The organism is Pseudidiomarina sp. (genome assembly GCF_033722695.1).
In the GTDB taxonomy this organism is placed as follows: Bacteria; Pseudomonadota; Gammaproteobacteria; order Enterobacterales; family Alteromonadaceae; genus Pseudidiomarina.
The window spans coordinates 45126-67380 of sequence record NZ_JAWVYM010000001.1 but is presented as its reverse complement, the minus strand read 5'-3'; the positions used below and the strand labels follow the sequence as shown (position 1 = coordinate 67380).

Genomic DNA, 22255 nt, shown 5'->3' with positions numbered 1-22255 from the left:
CTCATCTAATCAGACTTTCACCCGGCTCAGAATAGTCGCGACCATAGCTGACAATTCGGCGTCCGGACACTTCTGATGCCCCATAAACCAGGCAAATAAATCTGGGTCGTCACAGGTCAGCAAGCGCCGGAATACTTCCTGCTGTTCGGCATCAAGATCATCATAGGCCTCTTCCACGAAGGGCATAAAGAGTACGTCCAGCTCCAGCATGCCGCGCCGGCAAGCCCAGCGTAAACGGTTTTTATTTTTTAATAATTCTGCAGATTGTTGCAGCTTTTCCATTTGGAATCCTTTTTACCCTTGTATACTCTTAATCTGTCCCCACTTAGTACTTGTAAACGAGAGACGACGAGGTTGAATGTGCCAGCACCAGAGTTTACCAAAGCTCCACCGGAATACGTAACAGTTTCCCTGCAGGATTACGGAGTAATCCGTCTTTCTGGTTCTCAGACTGAGACTTTTTTGCAAGGTCAGCTGACCTGCGATATGCGGGAGTTGTCGCAAGACAACTGGTTATTCAGCGCCCACTGCGACAATAAAGGCAAAGCAATGAGTACCTTGTTTGTCTGTCGGTATGGCGATAGCGTACTACTGATTACGGCCTTACCGGCGTTGCGCGAAACGCTCGCCCAACTGCAGAAGTTTGGAGTATTCAGCAAGGTGGAGATTACCGATGCCAGTGACGAGCTTCATTGTTACGGTGTCTTCGGTACTGCTGCGCCGGCACATTTAGCTGACTTTGTGCAGCAACCGCTTAATAGTGAGAGCGACCAGCCGGTCACTCAAACCGCTGACGGTGTTGTTTTGAAGTTAGGTTCACAGCCCGATCAATATCTGTATGTGACCAGTAAAGATGATTTTCCGGCGAATGCCGAAGCATCCGCCTGGCATGCACTGGAAATCGAACGTGGCCGTGCTACCCTGCTTTCGGGTACAATACTGGAATACGTACCCCAGATGCTGAACGTGCAGGCTCTGCATGGTATCAGTTTCAAGAAGGGATGTTATATCGGCCAGGAGACCATCGCCCGGATGAAATATCTGGGCAAGCAGAAGCGTGCACTTTTTCGCCTGCGTGGCCAGGGTAATGCAGTGACGCCGGGAACAACGGTGGAACAGCAGCTTGGTGACAACTGGCGTCGTGCCGGCACGGTAATTAATGCAGTGAGCCGTGCAGAGCAACAACTTGATGTGTTAGCTGTACTACCTCACGATATCGGTGAGGATACCCAGCTACGTATTAAAGGCGATGACGCGAGTCTTTTGGAAATTTACCCACTGCCTTATAACTTGGATGAATCATGAGTCAAACAATTAGCCAGGACAAAGTCGTTGGTATTCACTACACCGTGAAAACCGGAGAAGGTCAGGTACTGGATCAGTCTAAAGAAGGCCAGCCGCTACAGTTTATCTTTGGTCGCGGTATGCTCATTAAAGGCCTGGAAGATGCCCTTGCCGGCAAATCCGAAGGCGATAAATTCGTTGCTGAAATTGCCCCGGCTGATGCCTATGGCGAACGTCAGGAAGGTCTGATTCAGACCGTGCCTCGCAGCCTGTTTGGCGATAGCGAAGTAGCTCCTGGCATGCAGTTCCGCGCCAGCACCGATCAAGGCGAGCAATCCGTCATGATCGTCGACGTCAACGATGACGAAGTAACTGTTGACGGCAACCATCCGTTAGCCGGCGTTCCGCTTAACTTCGATGTGGAAGTTGTAGAAGTTCGGGATGCGACTGCCAGCGAACTGGATCACGGCCACGTGCACAGCGACGGCGACCACGATCACGGCTGATTTACTAGCTTCTTATACAAGTAGACTAACTAGCTGAATCAGGAAATAAAAACCGCAGCCTTATGGCGGCGGTTTTTTTATGTCCGAATGGTGCTTCCTCTGGCGGCTAAACCGCCGGTTATGCTATCGTAGCTGTTTCCATATCAGCTGATTAACGGGCGCTTCATGTCGCATAAGAAATACGGATATTCTCCTAAAACGGCCTTGGCGCAGGCGCTGGGTAAAATTGATACGGAAAGCCAAGGGGTCGTGCTGCCCATTCATGTGGCAACGACCTATATTCGTGGCAAAGATAACAGCTACCCCAGTGGCAATGTCTATTCCCGCGCCGATAACCCCACCTATAAGCCGGTAGAATCGCTATTATGTGAACTTGAGCAAGGCCATGAAGCACTGCTGTTTGGCTCCGGTATGGCGGCGGCAACAGCGGTATTTCTGGCACTGGCTCCGGGAGATCACGTGCTGGCCCCGAAGGTCATGTACTGGTCGCTACGTAACTGGCTGCTCAATTTTGCCACCAACTGGGGCCTTAAGATTGAGCTTATTGATATGACCGATGTCGAGGCGCTGAAGCAGCATCTCCAGCCTGGCCGCACGAAGCTGGTATGGCTGGAAACTCCCGGCAATCCACTGTGGACTATTAGTGATATTGCGGCGATAAGCACTCTTGCCCATGAAGCAGGTGCACAGGTCGCCGTTGACTCAACCTGCGCTACCCCACTCCTGACGCAGCCGCTGACACTGGGTGCTGATGTAGTTATGCATTCCTGTACCAAATATCTGAACGGTCATTCAGACGTTATTGCCGGCGCCCTGATTGGCGCGCGCGATGACGCCTATTGGCAGCGGATCCGTGCAGTCCGCGCCCAGGGCGGAGCCGTCCCCGGCCCACATGACGCAGCACAGCTGCTGCGCGGCATGCGTACCCTGCACCTGCGCGTTCGCGAAAGTTGCAACACCGCGCTGTTCCTGGCTCAACAGTTGGAGCAGCACCCGGCAATCGCCGAAGTTCTGTACCCCGGCTTAGTATCTTTTACCGGCCATGAAATAGCCGCAAAGCAAATGCAAGGCTTTTTCGGCGGCATGCTATCAGTGCGTATTGCGGGTGGTGAAGCGGACGCGATTCACGTTGCCGCGAATACCCAGCTCTGGAAACGTGCCACCTCGCTAGGCGGCGTGGAAAGCCTGATTGAACACCGTGCGAGCGTTGAAGGCCCCGGCAGCCCCTGTCCGGCTGACTTACTACGTTTATCAGTTGGTATCGAAGATCAGCATGAATTGCTGGCTGATCTGTTACAGGCTATGCCGTGATCGCAGATCAGCCAGGCTGTCGCCTGTTACAGACCCGCTTTTTTGGGCCGCATATGAGGAAACAGCAAGACGTCACGGATAGTCGGTGAGTCAGTCAGTAACATGACCAGTCGATCGATGCCGATGCCTTCACCTGCAGTGGGGGGCAAACCATGCTCCAGCGCGGTGATATAGTCTTCATCATAAAACATCGCTTCATCGTCACCCGCTTCTTTTTGCTCAACCTGATCACGGAAACGCTGAGCCTGATCTTCGGCATCGTTTAATTCCGAGAAGCCGTTCGCCAGTTCGCGGCCGCCGACAAAAAACTCGAAACGGTCAGTAATAAAGGGATCGTCATCATTACGGCGCGCCAGCGGCGATACTTCTGCCGGATAAGCTGTAATAAATGTCGGCTGAATCAGTTTATCTTCCGCTACGGTTTCAAAGATCTCGATCTGAACCTTACCCAGGCCCCAGATACTCTTAATATGAATACCAAGCTTGCCCGCCAGTGCCGTGGCCGACTCCAGATCAGATAACTGCTCTGCGGTCGCTTCCGGCAGGTGGGCCAGAATGGCTTCCAGTACAGTCATGCGGGTAAAGGGCTTGCCAAAGTCATACTGAATGCCTTCACTTTCAAATTGCGGCGCACCCAGTATTTCAGTAGTCATGCCGCGCAGCATATCTTCAGTCAGGTTCATCAGATCCTGATAGTCAGCATAAGCCCAGTAAAATTCCAGCATAGTGAATTCAGGGTTATGCCGCGTTGACAGGCCTTCATTGCGGAAATTCCGGTTTACTTCAAAGACTTTCTCAAAGCCCCCGACCACCAGTCGCTTCAGGTAAAGCTCCGGCGCGATGCGCAGAAAGAGTTCCATATCCAGCGCATTATGATGGGTCACAAAAGGACGCGCTGCGGCTCCACCCGGGATGGTCTGCATCATCGGCGTTTCTACTTCCAGAAACTCTCTGGCGGCCAGGTAACGGCGAATATAGTCGACCACTTTAGAACGAATAATAAAGGTCTTACGGGACTCATCATTGGTGATTAAGTCGAGGTAGCGCTGACGGTAACGGGTTTCCTGATCAGCCAGTCCGTGAAATTTGTCGGGTAATGGCCGCAATGCTTTCGTGAGCAAACGAAGATCGTCAACCTGGATACTTAATTCACCGGTGCCAGTAATAAATAACGTTCCTTCAGCGCCAATGATGTCGCCAAGATCCCATTTTTTAAATTCCTGGTTGTAAAATCCTTCGGGCAGGTTGTCTCGTGCCGCATAGATTTGAATCTGGCCTGACATATCCTGTAAGGTCGCAAAACTTGCTTTCCCCATGATGCGACGGGTCATCATGCGACCCGCTACCTTAACCCGGATCCCCTGGCTCGCTAATTCCTCTTTTTCAACACCATCGTATTGCTGATGCAGGTTTGCCGCCAGGCTGTCACGGCGAAAGTCATTCGGGAAGGCAACGCCCTGCTCACGGAGCGCAGCAAGCTTGGCTTTACGCTGAGCGATTTGTTCGTTTACATCCAGCTCAGTGCCATGCGTTTTATCGTTCATTTCTGCTTCCTATGTTTTTTTACAGGCCTGACTTCAGGCTCGCTTCAATAAATGGATCCAGAGCACCATCTAATACCGCCTGGGTATTACGGTTTTCCACGCCGGTGCGAAGGTCTTTGATTCGGGCATCGTCCAACACATATGAGCGGATCTGACTGCCCCAGCCGATATCTGATTTTGAGTCTTCCAGCGCCTGCTTCTCTGCCAGCTGCTTCTGCAATTCCATTTCGTAAAGTTTAGCGCGTAATTGTTTCATGGCTGCATCACGGTTCTTGTGCTGGGACCGATCACTCTGACACTGCACGACAATACCTGAAGGCTCATGGGTAATACGGATTGCGGAGTCTGTCCGGTTAACGTGCTGACCACCCGCGCCCGAAGCCCGATAGGTATCAACCCGCAGGTCGGCCGGGTTAATTTCGATTTCAATTGAGTCGTCAATCTCAGGATACACGAACACTGAAGCAAATGAGGTATGCCGACGATTACCTGAGTCAAAGGGCGACTTGCGGACCAGCCGGTGTACGCCCGTTTCAGTACGTAGCCAGCCATATGCGTAGTCACCCTGAATACGGACGGTAACCGATTTAATACCGGCGACCTCACCCTCAGATAACTCGGTGATTTCAGCCTTAAAGTCATGGGCTTCAGCCCAGCGCAGATACATGCGCAGCAAAATATTGGCCCAGTCCTGGGCTTCCGTACCACCAGAACCAGACTGAATATCAAGGTAACAGTCAGACTCATCCATCTCACCGGAAAACATCCGGCGGAACTCAAGTGTCGCCAGTTGGCCTTCAAGTTGCTCAAGTTCAGCCACGGCTTCCCGATAGGTTTCTTCATCTTCGGCTTCAACCGCGAGATCGACCAGCCCCTCAACGTCTTCCAGGCCTTGCTGGAGATTGTTCAGGGTTTCTACAATCTGCTCGAGCGCGGCGCGTTCCTTACCCAGCGACTGCGCACGCTCCTGATTATCCCAAATCTTGGGATCTTCAAGTTCACGGGTGACTTCTTCTAAACGTTCAACCTTGTTAGCGTAGTCAAAGATACCCCCGGAGCGCTTCGCTACGCGTGCGCATTTCTTTAATTGCTACATAAGTGGCATTGGTTTCAAACATATAGATTTTGCTCGCAACTCGCTGAATTCGGAAAAAGGCGTGTATTCTATCGCAAAGCAGTAAAATGCTCTAGCAGCAGCTGCACCGAGGTGCGTCCGCGGAAGTGATTTAATTGTGGTTTATACAGAGCGTGGATCTGCCTGACGCTATTGTCCGGCCATAAACCGGTATCAATATTAAAGGCGATGGCATCCAGCGTCACACGATCAGGCCCCTGCAATACCAGCTTCAGGTGGCGCTCCCCCACTAAGCGTTGACTAACTACCGTAAATTCACCGTCAAACATTGGCTCGCTGAAGCCCTGGCCCCAGGGGCCATAGCTTTCTATCAGCTTTACAAATGGCTCGGTAAAGCCAGCGGGGCCTAGCTCGCCGTCGGACCACAAGGTTCGATTCAGTTGCCCGGGCTCGAGCCAGCTTTCCGCGATAACTGTAATAGCTGTCCGAAACGCCGGCAAATTCTCACTACGCAGAGTCAGCCCGGCCGCCATGGCATGCCCGCCAAAGCGCTCGATCAGCTCTGGATGCAGAGTGTGTAGGCGCTCCAGCAGATCGCGAATATGCAAACCCGGTATGGAACGGGCCGAGCCTTTGAGCCAACCCGGTTCAGCTTCAGCGAAGGCGATTACCGGGCGGTGACACTGCTCCTTAACCCGCCCGGCGACTATCCCCACCACGCCCTGATGCCAGCCGGACTGATGAAGAACCAATATCGGCGGCAGTTGCTCAGCATCATCGGTCAGGCCGCTGACATAAGTTTCCGCCTCTTCGCGCATCTCGGTCTCGATATGCCGGCGATCTTTATTCAGGCGATCAAGTTCTCTGGCCATGATGCGGGCCTGATTCAGATCACTGGCCAGCAAACATTCAATGCCAGCGCCCATATCATCAAGCCGGCCTGCTGCATTAATACGAGGAGCTACAGCAAAGCCAAGATCAGCAGCCTGTAAACTAGCCGGATCGCGACCGGCCACTTCCAGTAGCGCCTGAATACCAGGGCGACAATGGCCAGCCCTAATCCGTTGCAAACCCTGTTGTACCAGAATTCGATTCACACCATCCAGTTTAACCACATCAGCAACAGTGCCCAGCGCCACCAGATCCAGCCAGTCGGCAAGGTTTGGCGTCGGCTGTCCGTTCTTACGCAGGTGCTGTCTTAAAGCCAGCAATACATAAAAAGCCACGCCCACCCCGGCAATGGACTTACCGGGGAACTGGCATTCAGGTTGGTTCGGATTCACAATCGCATGAGCTGGCGGTAACGCGGCGCCGGCCAGGTGATGATCGGTAATAACCACGTCTATGCCCGCAGCATTGGCGGCCTGCACACCGGCATGGCAGGAAATCCCACTATCCACGGTAATGATAAGTTCAGCACCCTGCAGTCGGGCCTGCTCAACAACCGAAGGCGAAAGACCGTAACCATCAGCAAAACGGTTGGGCACAATGTAACCGATATGGCTTGCGCCCATCGCCTGCAGAACTGAAACCATCAACGCCGTGGAGGTGGCCCCGTCAGCATCAAAGTCACCACAGATGCAAATACGTTGCTGTTGCCTCAGCGCCGCAGCAATGCGCTCCGCCGCCGCCATGACGTCTTTTAATGTATTAAAGTGCGGCAAGCCCTGGGTCGAGAGATCCAGCTGTGACGGTCCTTTAATGCCCCGTCTTGCAAGTACCTGCCTGATTATTAATGGAATATCTTCAGGTAACGCCGAAATATCCGCAGCCGGATAACGTTGAATACGAACGGATCCCATGGCTGTTTATTTCCGGATTTCCTCAAGTAATTTCTGTGGTGGTAATAAACCCGGCAATAAACGTCCCGACTCCAACACGATAGCCGGCGTTCCGCGCACACCAAACTTCTGACCTAACGCGTAATGCTCGGCTACCGGATCGTCACACTCACCGGAGCGAACTGGCTGATCCTGTTTCACCGCTGTCAGAGCAGCAGCTGGATCAGCTGCACACCAGACTTGTTGCAACTGCTTAAACGCAGTTCCCTGCAACCCGGTGCGGGGCCAGGCTAGATAACGGATGGTAATGCCTTCAGCGAGGTAATTCGCCCGATTTTCGTGCAGCTGACGACAGTAGCCGCAGGTCGGATCGGTAAATACCCAAATGACATGTTTTTCGTCGGGTGCAGTAAATTCAATAACGCTATCGCTGACCGTTTCGAGATCGCGCAACCGCATACTCTGCAATCGTTGTTCACTTAAGTTTTCAGGCTGCTCACCGGTGATGTCGTAGATCCGGCCACTGACCAGCTGCTTGCCGTCTGCCGATACATAAACCAAGCCTTCGTTGGTGATAACCTCGTATAAACCATCAACAGATGAAGGGCTGATCTGTTCGATGGTAAAACCCATCCGCTGCAGATGGGTGGTATCAATATCCGTCGCCGGCGACTTTGTATTGTGGTTATCCTGAGCATCACCTTGTGGGCTGCAGGCCATTAAACCGAGGACTATTAAACTTAATAGAGAATTTTTCATTATTCGTTTCACTACTCATAGAGGTTGATGATTGCTTCACAGCGGATAACGTTACTCCGATGCCCTGCAGAATGCAATTTAAGCACGGGGATGATGCGTCGCATGCAATTGCTGCAAACGCTCCCTGGCTACATGCGTGTAAATTTGGGTGGTCGACAAATCGCTATGCCCCAGTAACATCTGCAACACCCGTAAATCCGCGCCGTGATTTAATAAATGGGTCGCAAACGCATGTCGTAAGGTGTGGGGCGATAAGTGAGACCTTATGTCGGCCTGACCAGCATAAAACTTAATCCGGTGCCAGAACGCCTGACGTGTCAGAGGGCCGCCCCGGCGGGTAACAAATACCCAGTCGCCTGGCTGTTCATGAAGCTCGCGACGCGCTTCCTTTAAATAGCGCTGCAACCAGTCCATGGCCTCCTCCCCAAGCGGCACTAGCCGCTCCTTATTGCCCTTGCCAATTACCCTGACCAGTTCCTGCTGCAAGGAAACCTGACTCAGCGTCAGTTGCACCAGCTCGGTAACCCGCAGCCCGGTTGCATAAAGAACCTCCAACATCGCACGATCCCTCAACTGCAGCGGATCCTCGGTATCGGGCGCGTCCAGTAAGGCGTTCACTTCAGATTCAGATAACGAATGGGGGATGGACTGAGGTTGCTTGGGCCGTAATAGACGGGCAGTAGGATCACTTGAGCACAGGTTCTCGGTGCGCGCATAGTGATAAAACTTTTTCAGGGCGCTTAATGCCCGCGCCGTGCTCCGTGGCGACAAGCCCTGTTGCCGGCGCCATAACAGGTAATCTTCCAGATCATTCACGTTAACGGCCAGTAGATCCGAGCTTTTCTGCCGGCTCAGATAGTCCTGAAAGCTGCGCAAATCATTCTGATAGGCGGCGCTGGTGTTCTTGCTAACGCCCTGCTTCAGCCACAGCCGATCAAGAAAACCGCTTATAATCTCGTCAATTTCGGGGCTGACAACTGTCGGCATGGCACTCTCTGGCTGTGATAGCGTTCGGATATCATCATATCGGGGTTTACAGATCGACTCAATCTGCTATTATGCGCGCTCTTCAGTCGGAGGGGTTCCCGAGCGGTCAAAGGGATCAGACTGTAAATCTGACGGCTCAGCCTTCGCAGGTTCGAATCCTGCCCCCTCCACCATTTTTTTAATGTCCCGGTTAAATCTCCAGAATAATTTTTCCCTGCGTCGCGTTTTCCTGCATTAGTTTGATACCTGTTTCCAGTTCCGCAAGCTTGATGACTTTGTCTATGTTGGCAGTTAAGCGGCCGCTCTCAAAGTGGGGCCATAAATGCTCCCGCAGCTGCGCCATGATCTCGGCTTTCACAGCCACCGGTTGGCTGCGCAGCGTGCTGCCCTGAATTTGCTGCCGCTTCATGAGCATCCGGCCAAGATCCAGCTGGGCTTCGCGTCCACCCATCAGGCCTATTAATATCAGACGACCGTCTGCTCTGAGTACCTGCTGGTCCCAGCCAATATAGTCGCCACCTACAGGGTCAAGAATGACGTCAGCGCCGCCCCATTCCTGCACAGCATCCACAAAACTGCCCTGATGGCGGTTCCAGCCCGCCTCTGCTCCCAGTTGCTTACACAACGCTATTTTACTGTCTGAACCAGCGGTAACAAAGACCGGATTACCGGTTATCGCCGCCAGTTGCAGAGCCGCCTGCCCGACACCGCTCGCCCCGGCATGCAATAGCAATCGCTCTGCAGTCGTCAGCTTTGCCAGCATATAAAGATTGAACCAGGCGGTGGCGAAAACCTCACAGATACCCGCAGCGTCACGCAAGGTCATCCCCTCAGGCACTGGGTTAACCTGGCCTTCCGGAACAATAACATGGCTGGCGTATCCGCCTCCGCTTAATAAAGCACAAACCTCATCGCCAACTTTAAAACGACTGACTGCACCGCCGGTTGCCGTAACCCGGCCACTCACTTCCAGGCCTAGTACTTTGGATGCTCCTGGCGGCGGCGGATAATGTCCAGCCAGCTGCACCAGATCGGCACGATTCATGCCGGCAAACGCCACTTCAATCGTCAACTCCTGCGCACCAGGGGTTCCGGGCTCAATTGGCTGCTGTTTTGGCTTACCATCAACCGCAACAATACCGTACATAATATTTACTCCAAAATTAGCTCATGAGCGGCTGCTAACCGGCTAGCCGGCCTTGCTGATAGTCACGGATAGCCTGTTCTATTTCAGCCTGCGTGTTCATCACAAATGGACCATACTGGACAACCGGCTCACCAATTGGCTCGCCGGCGAGCAAAATCATTCCAGAGTGCCCGTCGACGGAACTCAGGGTCAGGTTACTATCGGAATCAAGACGAACCAACTCGCCGCGCTCAACCGCTTCGCCGTTTATCATTACGGAACCCTGATATACATACGCGAGCCGGGCGGCCTGACCATAGTTTTTAACCGGAATCGCAGTGCTGTCACGGAATCGAAGATCCGCCATCAGCAGTCGCTGTTCAGGTTGCTGGACCGGTCCACGGTGTCCTTCCAGATCACCGGCGATAACCCGGATTTCCGACTCACCATAAGCTATTTTTGGAACGCTGTGTTCAGGATGATCAGCCCATTCCGGCTGACTCATTTTCTCTGCTGCAGGCAAGTTAATCCATAGCTGGAAGCCCCACATCAAGCCATCTTCCTGTTTGGGCATCTCGCCATGAATAATGCCACGGGCAGCTTTCATCCATTGCGCTCCGCCGGCTCCCACCACGCCGCTGTTACCTTCAGAATCTTCATGCGCCATCTGCCCTGCCAGCATATAAGTCAGAGTGACAAAGCCCCGATGTGGATGCGGCGGGAACCCGGCAATATAATCATTGGGATTATCAGAACGAAACTCGTCCAGCATCAGAAACGGATCCTGATAACGCAGCGACGGCTGATTAATAATCCGGGTCAGTTTCACTCCGGCGCCGTCCTGCGCGGGAATGCCGCGATGCCGACTACGAATAATGCCGCTCATAATACCTCTCCGCGCTGATGGGGTTCATCAAAGTTTATCGCCGGCCCAACGGGCACAATACCCGTTGGGTTGATCATTGTATGGCTACCATAGTAGTGCTTTTTAATGTGCTCCATCACGACAGTGTCGGCTACACCATTGACCTGATACAGCGCCTTTAAATAATCCCACAGATGCGGGTAGTCGGTAATGCGCCGCTGGTTGGTTTTGAAGTGGCTGTAATAAACTGCATCAAAACGCATCAGCGTGGTAAATAAACGCCAGTCCGCTTCAGTCACTTCATCACCAACGAGGAAACGCTGCTTCGCCAGTATTGCTTCAATATCATCTAACGAATTAAAAAGCGCTTCATAGGCTTCTTCATAGGCGTCCTGAGTGGTGGCAAACCCACATTTATACACCCCATTATTTATGGTGTGATAAACCTGCTCGTTTATAGAGTCAATTGCCGATTGTCTGGCTTCAGGGTAGAAGTTGAGGGTATTGCCAGTGAGATGGTCAAACTCGTTATTAAACATGCGGATGATATCGGCCGACTCATTGCTGACTATGGTTTGCTGCTGTTTGTCCCAGAGTATGGGAACGGTAACCCTGCCGCTGTAATTATCGTCGGCTCTTAGATAAAGTTCATACAGAAATTTAGCGTCATAGAGCGGATCATTTAAGGGCGCTTCACCAAATTCCCAGCCATTTTCCAGCATTAATGGCTGTACAGCAGACACCGGGATGATGTCCCCGAGCCCTTTCAGCTCTCGAAAAATAAGGGTTCGGTGGGCCCAGGGGCACGCGTAGGAAACATAAAGGTGATAGCGGTCACGGGCGGCCGGAAATTCACTGTCCGGATCTTTCCTTATCCAATTACGAAACTGCGACTCACTGCGTTCAAAGCGGCCATCAGTGCTATCCGTGTCATACCACTTATCATGCCATTTCCCATCTACCAATAAGCCCATAGTCTGACTCCCCGTTGCTGTTTCAGCGGTAATTAGTTTATCGAGAAATTAAGTATAGACGGAGTAAGTTCGAATTATTATCGCGTTTAAACGGTATGAACGTTCTATTTATTCGAATTTTCAGCGAGCCTGGCTAAGTGACCGACTTCCCCCACGACGCGCGCACTGAGCTGATCGGCATCTTGTTGTAATTGCCGATGAAGTGTCGCAAAGGTTTCTATTAGTGAGTCTGATGGTTGATTTAGCTGCTCATCAACAGCCGTTGCCAGACTTTCCGGCGTCACCTGCTGTTGCAGCAGTTCGGGTACCAGTTCACGGCCTGCTAGCAAATTCGGCAGACTGAAGAATGCGGCTTTAAACAAGCGTTGAATAAGTTGGTACGTCAGCCAATTGAATTTATAGGCAACCACCATAGGCCGCTTGATAAGCATGGCTTCGAGAGTCACAGTACCCGAGGTCAGTAATAAGGCGTCAGCCGCCGCCATGGCGCTACGGGAGTGGCCTTCTAACAGCTTAATCGACAGCGCTGGAGCATATTGTTGCTGCAATGCCCGAAACTGCTCAGCGCGCGGTTCAGAGATCATTGGGGCGATAAAGCGCAGCTGCGGATTCTGTTCCGATAACAACGCGGCCGCCTGCAGAAAAATTGGGCCTAGCCGGGCAATTTCACCGGCGCGGCTGCCGGGAAGAATGGCCACCAGAGAACCCGAGTTTTCCAGACCCAGCTCGGTACGGGCCTCAGTTTTCGACCAGCTTTGCGGCACCGTGTCAGCCAGTGGATGCCCGACAAAGGTTGCTGGCAAATCATGCGCATCATAAAAAGCTTTTTCAAAAGGCAGTAAACAAAGCACATGATCAACCGCTTCTTTAATACCCTTTATCCGCCCTTGCCGCCATGCCCACACTGACGGGCTGACATACTGTATAGTGGGGATCCCTGAAGCTTTCAGCAGTCGCGCAATGGGCAGGTTGAAATCCGGCGCATCGATACCAACAAAAACAGCGGGCCGCACGGCTTTAAAGTGTTTAACCAGCTTACGGCGATGGCTCAGTAAAGTAAAAAGACTGCCCAGCACCTCAGCTATACCCATCACTGCGAGATCCTCCATAGGTACAATAGAGGTCAGCCCTTCGGCTTGCATTAATGGTCCACCAACACCAATAAACTCAGCTCCCGGATGTTGCTTGCGGAGTTCCCGCAGCATGCCGGCACCCAGCAGATCGCCGGAATGCTCCCCTGCTATCACGGCGATAACAGGGGCTGCTGAAGATTGTTCGGTCATAACGGGTGGGTCTCGCTGAATTTAACGAATGATACCGCGGGAACTGTTTTGCACGAAGTCAATCATCGACCGGACTTCGTCGGCATCAAGTTCCTGCAGTTGCGCAACGGCCTCGTTAATCGTCAGGCCCTTGCGATAAAGTATCTTAAATGCGCGCTTAATGTTGGTGATTTGCTCATTAGTGAAACCACGGCGTTTCAGGCCTTCACTATTGATGGTTCGTGGTACGGCATTATGCCCCTGCGCCATAATATAAGGCGGTATATCCTGCACCACCACAGAGTTGACGGCGGTAAATGCATGGGCACCTATATGGCAAAACTGGTGAACGCCGGTAAACCCACCCAGAATAGCCCAGTCGCCAACGTGAACATGACCCGCTAAAGTCGTGTTATTCGCCAGAATGACGTTATTACCAACAACGCAGTCATGGGCAACATGGACGTACGCCATCAGCAGGTTATCGCTGCCTATGCTGGTAACGCCCTGATCCTGAATTGTGCCGCGGTGAACGGTAACAAACTCGCGAAAAATATTATTATCCCCAACCACCAGCCGAGTTGGTTCGCCAGCGTATTTCTTATCCTGGCAATCTTCGCCTACCGACGCGAACTGAAAAATGCGGTTACCCCGTCCGAGCGTTGTCGGGCCCCGCAATACCACATGAGGGCCAATATCGCAGTCATCACCAATTTCAACGTTCGCACCAATAATCGAATAGGCACCCACCCGTACATTCCGGCCGAGTTTTGCGCCCTCATCAATAATCGCTGTTGGATGAATCACTTAGGTTTCTCTTCTTGCGCAAATAATATCTGCACTACAGGCCAGTTCACCGTTAACTTCGGCGCGCCCTTTGAACACCCAGATACCGCGGCGTTCTTTTTCGAAGGTTACATGCAAATCCATAGTGTCTCCCGGCAGTACTTGTCGCTTAAAACGGGCATTATCAACTCCCGCAAACAAGTATAGATCACGAGCTCCGGGTCTGCTGCTGGTAATTTTGAAACCAAGTAAACCGGCGGCCTGCGCCATGGCTTCAAGGATCAGAACCCCGGGAAAAATCGGATTACCCGGAAAATGCCCGGTGAAAATTGGCTCGTTAACCGTAACGTTTTTTACCGCGTGGATAGCGCTTTTATTGTCACAAGCGACTACTTTATCCACCAGCAGGAAGGGATAGCGATGAGGTAACAGGCTCATCACTTCTTTAATATCGAAGGCACCATCGTTTACTGACAAAATATAAATCTCCGGCTTTATTGGCTACTGTCGAGTTTCTTCTCAATAACTTTTACCCGCTGAAACAGATCATCCAGCTGGCGGAATCTCGCACCGTTGCGGCGCCATTCCCGATGGGGCGCCGCAGGGATGCCTGAAGCATAGATACCAGGTTCACTGATTTCTTTAATAACCATTGAGAAACCGCTAATCTGCACATCATCACAAATCTCGATGTGACCATTAATTGCTGTAGCGCCGCCAATCAGACAGCGTTTACCAATGCGACAGCTACCCGCCAGCACGGTACAGCCTGCGATAGCGGTATCCTCGTCAATAAATACGTTGTGGGCAATCTGACACTGGTTGTCAATAATACAGCCATTACTGATAACAGTGTCATCCAGCGCGCCGCGATCAATGGTCGTGCTGGCGCCGATATCAACCCGATCGCCGATTACCACCCGACCTAACTGCGGAATCTTAATCCATTTACCGTTTTCATTGGCCCAGCCAAAACCATCAGCACCGATCACGGTGCCACTGTGAATAAGACACTGACTGCCTACTACACAATTGTGGTAAATAACCACGTGCTGCCATAAGCGGGTGCCGGAGCCGATAATAACGCCGGGCCCTATATAACAACCGGCGCCGATAACCACATCATCAGCTAACTGAACATTTTCAGCGATAATGGCATTCGGGCCAATATGGACGTTTTGTCCAAGTTTGGCATTGTCCGCAATCTGCGCGCTGGCATCGATGCCTTGCGCCGGGCTGGGCGTGGTATCGAGTAACTGAGCGACCCGCGCGAAACCAGCATAAGGATTAGCTGTAACCAGCGCGGCCAGATGGTCAGGCACACTCACATTGGGTGCCACAATAACGGCACTGGCACAGGTCTTATCCAGTTGCACCCGATATTTCTCATTGGCCAGAAAGGCAATTTGCCCCGGCTGAGCTGAGGCCAGAGTGCCGACGCCAGCAATGGTCATTGAACCATTGCCGCGCACGTCCGCCCCAATTGCATCAGCGAGCTGTTGCAAAGTCATTGCTTGCATTGGCTTAGTTACCAGTCATTTTAGCCAGTACTTCGTCAGTCAGATCAGCCGATTCGACCGCATGAGCAACAGCTGAACTCTGAATAACCAGATCAAACTTGTTCTCACCGGCTACGGTCTGAGTAGCCCGGGCGATGTCCATCATCAGCTTATCGCGCTCTTCGCTGGTACGGCGATTAGTATCTTCACGTAACGCACGAATCTTGAGCTGACGCGTTGATTCAAGCATTTCATACTCACGCTCAAGTTCCAGACGCTCACTTGGCGACATAATTGAAGCGTCACGTTGCTGCTTCTCGCGAAGTTCGCTCATGCGCTTTTCAATAGTCTGAATTTCTTCAATACGGTCTTTGAACTCAGCCTGCAGCTTGGTTTCAATTTCACGAGCTTGTGGCAGATTCTGAAATACGGCCTGGAAGTTCACGACGCCCACTTTTTGCTGGGCTTCAGCAGACTGCGCAAAAACAGCCGTGGATAATAATGCTGCAATAGCGGTTGTTTTAATTAATTTATTCACAAAAACTCCTTTGAAATAGTTGTATCTGTTTAGAAAGTGGTACCAAAATTAAAGGTAAATACCTGTGTCTTATCGCCTTCAACCGATTTGATCGGCCGGCCAAAAGCAAATGTCAGAGGTCCCATAGGTGATAACCATTGCACGGCAACACCTGCAGAAGCACGGTAGTTGTCTGGGGAACTGTAATCTCGCAGCTCTCCTGAACCTGGCACCAACGTTAAGTTTTTATAGTCATCGTAGTCAAATTCAGTATCCCAAACACTACCAATATCAACGTAAACGCTGGTACGCACCACATTCTTGGTTTCTTCTTTTATTAGCGGTGTCGGGAAAATCAGTTCGAAACCACCCACGAACATGGCATTACCACCAATAGAAAAGCGGCTTACTGCCAGTGAATCGGCTCCGGGACCGGCCGGGAACTCGCTCGGAATACCGCTGAATCCGGGCGGGCCGATAACCGTGTCAGGGTAGCGGAATATTGCCCGGGGACCAACCGTGTTGGCTTCAAAGCCTCGCAGGTTGTCATTGCCGCCAATTTTAAAGTTCTCATAAAATGGGAACAAATATTCATTCCCATTATTATCTTCACCATAACCGTTACCGTAACCGGCGCGAAAACGGGTCAGGAACGTAAATCTATGATCATCTGTAATTGGCAGATAGTGCTGAAAGGTGTAACTGGTTTTAAAGTAATTCACATCACTGTTTGGTAACGCTACATCAAGACTAATCCGATTCATTGTGCCTTCGGTAGGAAACGTTCCGCGGTTTAATGTGACCCGTTGCCAGCCGGTGGACACTTCGAAAATATCAAAAGCTACGCCAGAGTTCGGATTCTGCTCATCCAGGTAAGGCTGATAGAACTTACGAATTTGTTCATAGCCTTCAACATTGGTGACTTCCTCATTCCGGTAAGTCAGGCCTAAATTCAGACTGCTGACCTCGTTAATCGGAAAGCTAACCGTTCCGCCGATACCATACTGCTTTTTATTATACCGGATCAGGTTTGCCTGCCGTCCGGCATCAAACTCACTCAGATAGATCTGGCCAGAAAGATTCACGCCATCTTTGGTAAAATAGCGATCCATATAAGATAAGCTAAGATTTCGGTTAAATCTGTTAGTGTTTATATTAATCGCCGCCTGGTTGCCCGTACCGAGGAAGTTATCCTGTTGTACACCAGCACCGATCTGCAGTCCGGAATAATCGCCATAACCAAACATAAAGTTAAACGACCCGGATGGCTGTTCTTTCACTACAAAATCGACGTCTACCAAATCATCACGACCAGAGACGCGCTCAGTGGACGTTTCTACAGTCTCAAAAAAGCCCAGTCGCTCAAGCCGTATCTTGCCTTGCTCGATGGCTTCGTCGTTAAGCGGTGCCCCTTCGAGCTGACGCATTTCACGACGTAGCACTTCATCCTGAGTTGTAATATTACCTCTGAAGTTGATTCGGTTAACATAAACACGGTTGCCCGGATTAACCGAGAACATCAAATCAACTTCGTTCGTATCTGAATTAATTTCCGGAATGGCTCGCACTTCAGGGTAAGCGTAGCCATAACGACTATATAATTTTGCTACCAGCTCTTCCAGATAAGTCACCTGTGCCGCGCTGTACTGGGTACCTGGCTCAATTTGAACAAGCCGCTTTACGACCTCGTCACGGCCGCGCAGATCGCCCATAACCTTAGTCTCGCGAACAGTAAATACGTCGCCTTCTTTGACATTGATAGTGACATATACGCCGGTACGATCCGGGGTCATGGTTACCTGAACAGAGTCAATCGTGAACGTCAGGTAGCCACGATCTTTATAAAAGCTCTCAAGGGTTTCCAGGTCACCACTTAGCTGTTGCTTCTGATAGCGTCGTTCACCAATCAGATTCCACCAGGGGAGTTTATCTTTGAGCTCAAGGTTGTCGAGGATTTCATCGTCACTAAAAGCTTTATTACCGACAATGTTAATTTGTTGGATTTCGGCCGACTCACCTTCATCAAAATCAATGCTTAACCGCACCCGGTTGCGGGGCTGATTAACGATAGTGACTTTAACTTCGGCGTTATATTTACCAATACTATGATAAAAGTCTTCCAGCCCCGTTTCGATCGACGAAATCGTCGTCAGATCAAGCGGCTCGCCCTCAATAATACCTTGCTCGGTAAGCGACTCAGTAAGCTGCTCGTCTTTGATTTCTTTATTGCCGTCAAATTCGATTGAGCTAATGGTAGGCCGCTCGGTCACTTCGAATACCAGCGTATCACCGTCACGCTTTACAACCACATTATTGAAATGCGTAGACGAGTAAAGCGATCTGATGCTCTGCCGGACGGTAGCTTCGTCTACGGTATCACCCACTCGCACAGGGATATACGTCAGGGCTGCGCCTAGAGCGACCCGTTGTAATCCTTTGATCCGGATATCCTCGACCACGAAATTTTCGACACTATGCGCGGGAAGCGCAGCCCCTGCGATCAGGGCACTTAAGAACAGCTTTTTCAACGTCATTCTGTGCAACTTAATTGTTTATTGTATATGTTGATCTCACTGAGCTAACCGCAATACATCATTGCTGATTGCAATTGCCATTAACGCAAATATCAGTAATCCGCCAATCCGGTAGCTAAGTTCTTGTACACGCTTAGAAACTGCTTTCTTGCGCACACCTTCAATAGCCAGAAACACCAAATGGCCACCATCCAGAACTGGCAATGGTACCAGATTTATGATCCCCAGATTAACACTGATTAGCGCGAGAAACCCTAAAAAGTAAACTAACCCATAACTGGCTGAAGCACCTGCGCCTTCAGCTATGGCGACCGGTCCGCTTAAGTTACTTAGTGAAACAGTTCCAGTAACCAGTTTACCGATCATTTGCACACTTAAAACCATTAAATCCCAAGTGCGCTCGATGCCTTTTATTAAGCCACCTACTATACCGTACTGCTGTACAAATCGATACTCATCAGGATAAGCCGTCACCTGCGGTTCGATACCGAGAAAGCCGGTCGTTTGCTGAGCATCGGAGCGCTCGCCAATGTTGGCGTGCAAAACGATTTGTTGCTGATCTCTTGCGACCGTAAACGATAGCCGTTCGCCAGGCGCACTGACAATCCGCTCCCTGATTTGAGACCATTCATCCAGCGGAGTTCCATTTATTGCAATAATTTTATCACCAGCCCTGAAGCCGGCCTCAGCAGCGGGTGAATCCTCAGCAACGTAATCTATGATGTTAGTCGCTTCAGGACGCCATGGCTGCATACCCAGCTCGACAAAGGTCGGCTGTTGCTGGTCACCGAGACGCCAGTCACTGATATCAAGCCGGTGGGTCTCGGCTCGCCCGTTTTCATCGCGCACGCTGAGCTGCACGGTGTCGTTACCGAGAGCGGCAGCAAAGGCCAGATTAACCTGTTGCCAATCTTCCGTTGCATTATCATTAACTGATAAAATCTCAGCTGGTGTGCGAATGTCAGCCTGAGCCGCGACTGAATCGGGCTGAATCGAGCCGATCACAGGCTTTACCGATGGGACTCCAATCACAAACATCAGCCATAACAGCAGAACCGCGATCACAAAGTTAGCTGCCGGACCGGCCGCAATAATAGCAGCGCGCTTACTTACTGATTTTGCGTTAAAACTTAAATGGCGCTCATTGGCAGACACCTCATCTACCCGTTCATCAAGCATCCTTACATAGCCACCTAAGGGAATAATACTAACCTGATAAACCGTGCCGTCCGCTGCAGTGCGCTGCCAGATAGGCCTACCGAAGCCTACAGAAAAAACCAACACCTTCACACCACAGCGACGCGCTACCCAGAAGTGGCCAAACTCGTGGAAGGTAACCAGAATACCTAAAGTAACTGCGAACGCCGCTATCGCCCAAATAATCTCTAACATAATGAATACTGCTCTACCTGTTCCCGGCTGTATGCCCTGACCTGCTCATCTAAAGACAAAACTGCCGGTACAGAGTTCAGTTGCTGCGGATTAATCTTTGCCAGTAAGTCGGCCACGATCGAACCAATATCAGTGAAGCGAATGCGACCATCAAGAAAAGCAGCCACGGCAATTTCGTTGGCCGCGTTCAGGGTGGTAGTAGCCCATTGCCCTTGCCAGCAGGCGTCGATAGCTAGTTGCAGGCAAGGATACCGGGCTGGCTCTGCTACGGCAAAACTCAGCTCCCCAAGGGTTGTGAAGTCGAGCGCGGCAACGCCACTCTGAATGCGCCGCGGATAACTCATACCATAAGCAATTGGAGTGCGCATATCGGGCAAGCCCAACTGCGCGATAACCGAGCCATCGTTATAGCTGACCATCGAATGAATAACACTTTGGGGATGCAAAACCACCTGCAGCTGTTCCCGCTTACAGTTAAACAGCCAGCGCGCTTCGATGTATTCGAGCCCCTTATTCAGCATGGTCGCTGAATCCACCGAGATCTTGCGCCCCATTGACCAGTTCGGATGCGCACAAGCGGCGTCCGGAGTCTGCTCGGCCAGGCGCTCGAGTGGCAAATTACGAAACGGCCCGCCAGAGCCAGTCAGCATGATTTGCCGAATTCCGGCAGCAGCCAGGTCGCTTTGCCCCAATTGCCGCTGAACAGCCTCCGGCAGGCACTGGAAAATAGCGTTGTGCTCACTGTCCACTGGCATTAACTCGGCACTGTGTTTTACCACGGCGTCCATAAATATCTGCCCGGTCATAACCAGGGCTTCTTTATTAGCCAGCAGCACCCGCTTACCAGCCTGCACCGCTGCCATGGTGGGCAATAATCCGGCCGCTCCAACAATGGCTGCCATCACTAAATCGACTTCTGCCGCGCTGGCAACTTCTTCCATGGCCGTCGAACCCGACCGTACTTCGGTTGCGAGTCCCTGCAGACAGTCACGTAATTCGCGGGCCGCGGCAGCATCGGTCATCACGGCAAACCGGGGCTTGAAGGTGTGACAGATTTCCACCATATCGGCGACGTTTTGCTGAGCAGTTACGGCATAAACGGTAAAAAGTTCGGGATTTTCTTTGACCACGGCCAGGGTATTCTGACCAATTGAGCCGGTCGCTCCCAGTACAGTAATTTGTTTGACCATCAGACGAGTAACCAGAGGTACGACAAAGTAAAGACGGGCAAGGCGGCCGTAAGGCTGTCGATACGGTCCAGAATACCGCCGTGGCCAGGAAGCAGTGAACCGCTATCCTTGACCCCCGCACAGCGCTTGAACATGCTCTCGTTCAGATCACCAAAAACTGACGCGATAACCGTTATCAGACCCGCCAGGAAATAACCACTTAACTGCCCTACCGGTATTTTTGCCCAGTGTGCAATGACCAGCATCACGACGAAAGCTAAAGTGATACCACCGCACAAGCCTTCCAGGGTTTTTCCCGGGCTTACCGCCGGCATTAGCTTGTTGCGGCCATATCTTACGCCGGCAAAATAAGCGCCGACGTCAGCCGCCCAAACCAGTAATAAAACAAACAGGACTGCGAAACCACCAAAAGATGGATCACCACCGTAGTCGATAGAGCGAATCGTCAACAGCGCTACCCAGGCCGGTATAAACATCAGGTAACCGAAGATGCCCACGATTAGACGGGTACGTGACCAGGCACGCCGGCTGGCTGGATATTTTATGACCAACAGTGTCGCGAGTACCCACCAGGCACAGCCGATTATGGTGACGTAATAGAATAAAGGATTGAGGGTAGCCTGCTGCCAGATCTCCCCGACGGGCACCAGCCAGAGTAACAGGCTCAGCAGTGCGGTCACTGACGCGGTATACAAAATCCGGCTCACCTGACGTTTCAAGCCCATTAGTGGTGACCATTCCCAGGCGGCGGCGGTCATCAATATAGTAATAGCTACCGCAAACCCAAATAAGGGCAACCCAAAGACACAGTAGAGCGCAAGGGGTATCAGAATTAATGCTGTTAATAATCGTTGTTTTAGCAA

At 51.5% G+C, this 22255-nt stretch carries 21 protein-coding genes and 1 tRNA gene; 4 read left to right on the top strand and 18 right to left on the bottom strand.

Annotated elements, in window-relative coordinates; translation table 11 throughout:
• Nucleotides 1–9: 9 nt before the first annotated feature.
• Nucleotides 10–282, bottom strand: coding sequence for a succinate dehydrogenase assembly factor 2 (locus R3196_RS00325; RefSeq protein WP_318934614.1), 273 nt, complete (start codon nt 280–282; stop codon nt 10–12).
• A 78-nt stretch (nt 283–360) separates the two neighbouring features.
• Between R3196_RS00325 and ygfZ the strand changes: the two genes are divergently transcribed.
• From ygfZ to R3196_RS00310, 3 genes are all read left to right on the top strand, one after another.
• Nucleotides 361–1305: a tRNA-modifying protein YgfZ gene (gene ygfZ / locus R3196_RS00320; RefSeq protein WP_318934613.1), complete on the top strand. Its 945-nt coding sequence runs from the start codon at nt 361–363 to the stop codon at nt 1303–1305.
• Nucleotides 1302–1790 carry a peptidylprolyl isomerase gene (locus tag R3196_RS00315; RefSeq protein ID WP_318934612.1) on the top strand — a complete coding sequence of 163 codons (489 nt, stop codon included), beginning with the start codon at nt 1302–1304 and terminating at the stop codon, nt 1788–1790. The genes ygfZ and R3196_RS00315 overlap by 4 nt, the downstream gene beginning before the upstream one ends.
• Before the next feature lie 165 nt (nt 1791–1955).
• Entirely contained in the window at nt 1956–3101 is a 1146-nt protein-coding gene (locus R3196_RS00310) for an aminotransferase class I/II-fold pyridoxal phosphate-dependent enzyme (protein ID WP_318934611.1), read from the top strand.
• 26 nt (nt 3102–3127) lie between these two features.
• On the opposite strand, the gene lysS is transcribed toward R3196_RS00310, so the two are convergent.
• The 5 genes from lysS to xerD form a co-directional block, all read right to left on the bottom strand.
• Nucleotides 3128–4645: a lysine--tRNA ligase gene (gene lysS, locus R3196_RS00305; protein ID WP_318934610.1), complete on the bottom strand. Its 1518-nt coding sequence runs from the start codon at nt 4643–4645 to the stop codon at nt 3128–3130.
• Between the two features lie 19 nt (nt 4646–4664).
• Nucleotides 4665–5763, bottom strand: a protein-coding gene (gene prfB / locus R3196_RS00300) for a peptide chain release factor 2 (protein WP_318934609.1) whose coding sequence is annotated in 2 segments (ribosomal slippage) — nt 4665–5687 and nt 5689–5763 — 1098 coding nt in all. Because the reading frame shifts where the segments join, the coding sequence is not laid out codon by codon here.
• Between the two features lie 46 nt (nt 5764–5809).
• On the bottom strand, nt 5810–7522 hold the full coding sequence (gene recJ / locus R3196_RS00295; protein WP_318934608.1) for a single-stranded-DNA-specific exonuclease RecJ: 1713 nt from the start codon (nt 7520–7522) through the stop codon (nt 5810–5812).
• A gap of 6 nt (nt 7523–7528) precedes the next feature.
• On the bottom strand, nt 7529–8221 hold the full coding sequence (dsbC, locus tag R3196_RS00290) for a bifunctional protein-disulfide isomerase/oxidoreductase DsbC (RefSeq protein WP_318934607.1): 693 nt from the start codon (nt 8219–8221) through the stop codon (nt 7529–7531).
• Nucleotides 8222–8338: 117 nt separating this feature from the next.
• Nucleotides 8339–9247 (bottom strand): site-specific tyrosine recombinase XerD, encoded by a 909-nt coding sequence (gene xerD, locus R3196_RS00285; RefSeq protein ID WP_318934606.1) that lies wholly within the window; start codon nt 9245–9247, stop codon nt 8339–8341.
• Nucleotides 9248–9335: 88 nt separating this feature from the next.
• Between xerD and R3196_RS00280 the strand changes: the two genes are divergently transcribed.
• Nucleotides 9336–9420, top strand: a tRNA-Tyr gene (locus R3196_RS00280).
• Between the two features lie 17 nt (nt 9421–9437).
• On the opposite strand, the gene R3196_RS00275 is transcribed toward R3196_RS00280, so the two are convergent.
• The 12 genes from R3196_RS00275 to R3196_RS00220 all read right to left on the bottom strand — a co-directional run bounded on the left by R3196_RS00275 (nt 9438) and on the right by R3196_RS00220 (nt 22255).
• Nucleotides 9438–10394, bottom strand: a complete 957-nt coding sequence (locus tag R3196_RS00275; RefSeq protein WP_318934605.1) for an NAD(P)H-quinone oxidoreductase — start codon at nt 10392–10394, stop codon at nt 9438–9440.
• A gap of 34 nt (nt 10395–10428) precedes the next feature.
• Nucleotides 10429–11259 carry a pirin family protein gene (locus R3196_RS00270; protein WP_318934604.1) on the bottom strand — a complete coding sequence of 277 codons (831 nt, stop codon included), beginning with the start codon at nt 11257–11259 and terminating at the stop codon, nt 10429–10431.
• On the bottom strand, nt 11256–12212 hold the full coding sequence (locus R3196_RS00265; protein ID WP_318934603.1) for a glutathione S-transferase family protein: 957 nt from the start codon (nt 12210–12212) through the stop codon (nt 11256–11258). The genes R3196_RS00270 and R3196_RS00265 overlap by 4 nt, the downstream gene beginning before the upstream one ends.
• A 104-nt stretch (nt 12213–12316) precedes the next feature.
• Nucleotides 12317–13495: a lipid-A-disaccharide synthase gene (lpxB, locus tag R3196_RS00260; RefSeq protein WP_318934602.1), complete on the bottom strand. Its 1179-nt coding sequence runs from the start codon at nt 13493–13495 to the stop codon at nt 12317–12319.
• 21 nt (nt 13496–13516) lie between these two features.
• Entirely contained in the window at nt 13517–14281 is a 765-nt protein-coding gene (gene lpxA, locus R3196_RS00255) for an acyl-ACP--UDP-N-acetylglucosamine O-acyltransferase (RefSeq protein WP_318934601.1), read from the bottom strand.
• On the bottom strand, nt 14282–14737 hold the full coding sequence (gene fabZ, locus R3196_RS00250; RefSeq protein WP_318934600.1) for a 3-hydroxyacyl-ACP dehydratase FabZ: 456 nt from the start codon (nt 14735–14737) through the stop codon (nt 14282–14284).
• 17 nt (nt 14738–14754) lie between these two features.
• A complete protein-coding gene (lpxD, locus tag R3196_RS00245; protein ID WP_318934599.1) occupies nt 14755–15780 on the bottom strand; it encodes a UDP-3-O-(3-hydroxymyristoyl)glucosamine N-acyltransferase in 1026 nt (341 codons plus the stop codon).
• Nucleotides 15781–15784: 4 nt separating this feature from the next.
• The gene (locus R3196_RS00240; RefSeq protein WP_318934598.1) at nt 15785–16297 is read right to left on the bottom strand and encodes an OmpH family outer membrane protein; all 513 of its coding nucleotides are present in this window, start codon (nt 16295–16297) and stop codon (nt 15785–15787) included.
• A gap of 29 nt (nt 16298–16326) precedes the next feature.
• Nucleotides 16327–18810, bottom strand: coding sequence for an outer membrane protein assembly factor BamA (gene bamA, locus R3196_RS00235; protein ID WP_318934597.1), 2484 nt, complete (start codon nt 18808–18810; stop codon nt 16327–16329).
• A gap of 36 nt (nt 18811–18846) precedes the next feature.
• Nucleotides 18847–20202 (bottom strand): sigma E protease regulator RseP, encoded by a 1356-nt coding sequence (gene rseP / locus R3196_RS00230; RefSeq protein WP_318934596.1) that lies wholly within the window; start codon nt 20200–20202, stop codon nt 18847–18849.
• Nucleotides 20196–21392, bottom strand: a complete 1197-nt coding sequence (gene ispC / locus R3196_RS00225) for a 1-deoxy-D-xylulose-5-phosphate reductoisomerase (RefSeq protein ID WP_318934595.1) — start codon at nt 21390–21392, stop codon at nt 20196–20198. The genes rseP and ispC overlap by 7 nt, the downstream gene beginning before the upstream one ends.
• A complete protein-coding gene (locus R3196_RS00220) occupies nt 21392–22255 on the bottom strand; it encodes a phosphatidate cytidylyltransferase (RefSeq protein ID WP_318934594.1) in 864 nt (287 codons plus the stop codon). Before R3196_RS00220 ends, ispC begins: the two co-directional genes overlap by 1 nt.

Coding starts and splice junctions, on each gene's coding strand:
- rseP (WP_318934596.1), bottom strand. CDS start 20,202: ATGTTAGAGATTATTTGGGCGATAGCGGCGTTCGCAGTTACTTTAGGT.
- R3196_RS00310 (WP_318934611.1), top strand. CDS start 1,956: ATGTCGCATAAGAAATACGGATATTCTCCTAAAACGGCCTTGGCGCAG.
- lysS (WP_318934610.1), bottom strand. CDS start 4,645: ATGAACGATAAAACGCATGGCACTGAGCTGGATGTAAACGAACAAATC.
- dsbC (WP_318934607.1), bottom strand. CDS start 8,221: ATGGCCTGCAGCCCACAAGGTGATGCTCAGGATAACCACAATACAAAG.
- R3196_RS00325 (WP_318934614.1), bottom strand. CDS start 282: ATGGAAAAGCTGCAACAATCTGCAGAATTATTAAAAAATAAAAACCGT.
- bamA (WP_318934597.1), bottom strand. CDS start 18,810: ATGACGTTGAAAAAGCTGTTCTTAAGTGCCCTGATCGCAGGGGCTGCG.
- ispC (WP_318934595.1), bottom strand. CDS start 21,392: ATGGTCAAACAAATTACTGTACTGGGAGCGACCGGCTCAATTGGTCAG.
- R3196_RS00270 (WP_318934604.1), bottom strand. CDS start 11,259: ATGAGCGGCATTATTCGTAGTCGGCATCGCGGCATTCCCGCGCAGGAC.
- R3196_RS00265 (WP_318934603.1), bottom strand. CDS start 12,212: ATGGGCTTATTGGTAGATGGGAAATGGCATGATAAGTGGTATGACACG.
- R3196_RS00275 (WP_318934605.1), bottom strand. CDS start 10,394: ATGTACGGTATTGTTGCGGTTGATGGTAAGCCAAAACAGCAGCCAATT.
- R3196_RS00315 (WP_318934612.1), top strand. CDS start 1,302: ATGAGTCAAACAATTAGCCAGGACAAAGTCGTTGGTATTCACTACACC.
- lpxD (WP_318934599.1), bottom strand. CDS start 15,780: ATGCAAGCAATGACTTTGCAACAGCTCGCTGATGCAATTGGGGCGGAC.
- lpxB (WP_318934602.1), bottom strand. CDS start 13,495: ATGACCGAACAATCTTCAGCAGCCCCTGTTATCGCCGTGATAGCAGGG.
- xerD (WP_318934606.1), bottom strand. CDS start 9,247: ATGCCGACAGTTGTCAGCCCCGAAATTGACGAGATTATAAGCGGTTTT.
- recJ (WP_318934608.1), bottom strand. CDS start 7,522: ATGGGATCCGTTCGTATTCAACGTTATCCGGCTGCGGATATTTCGGCG.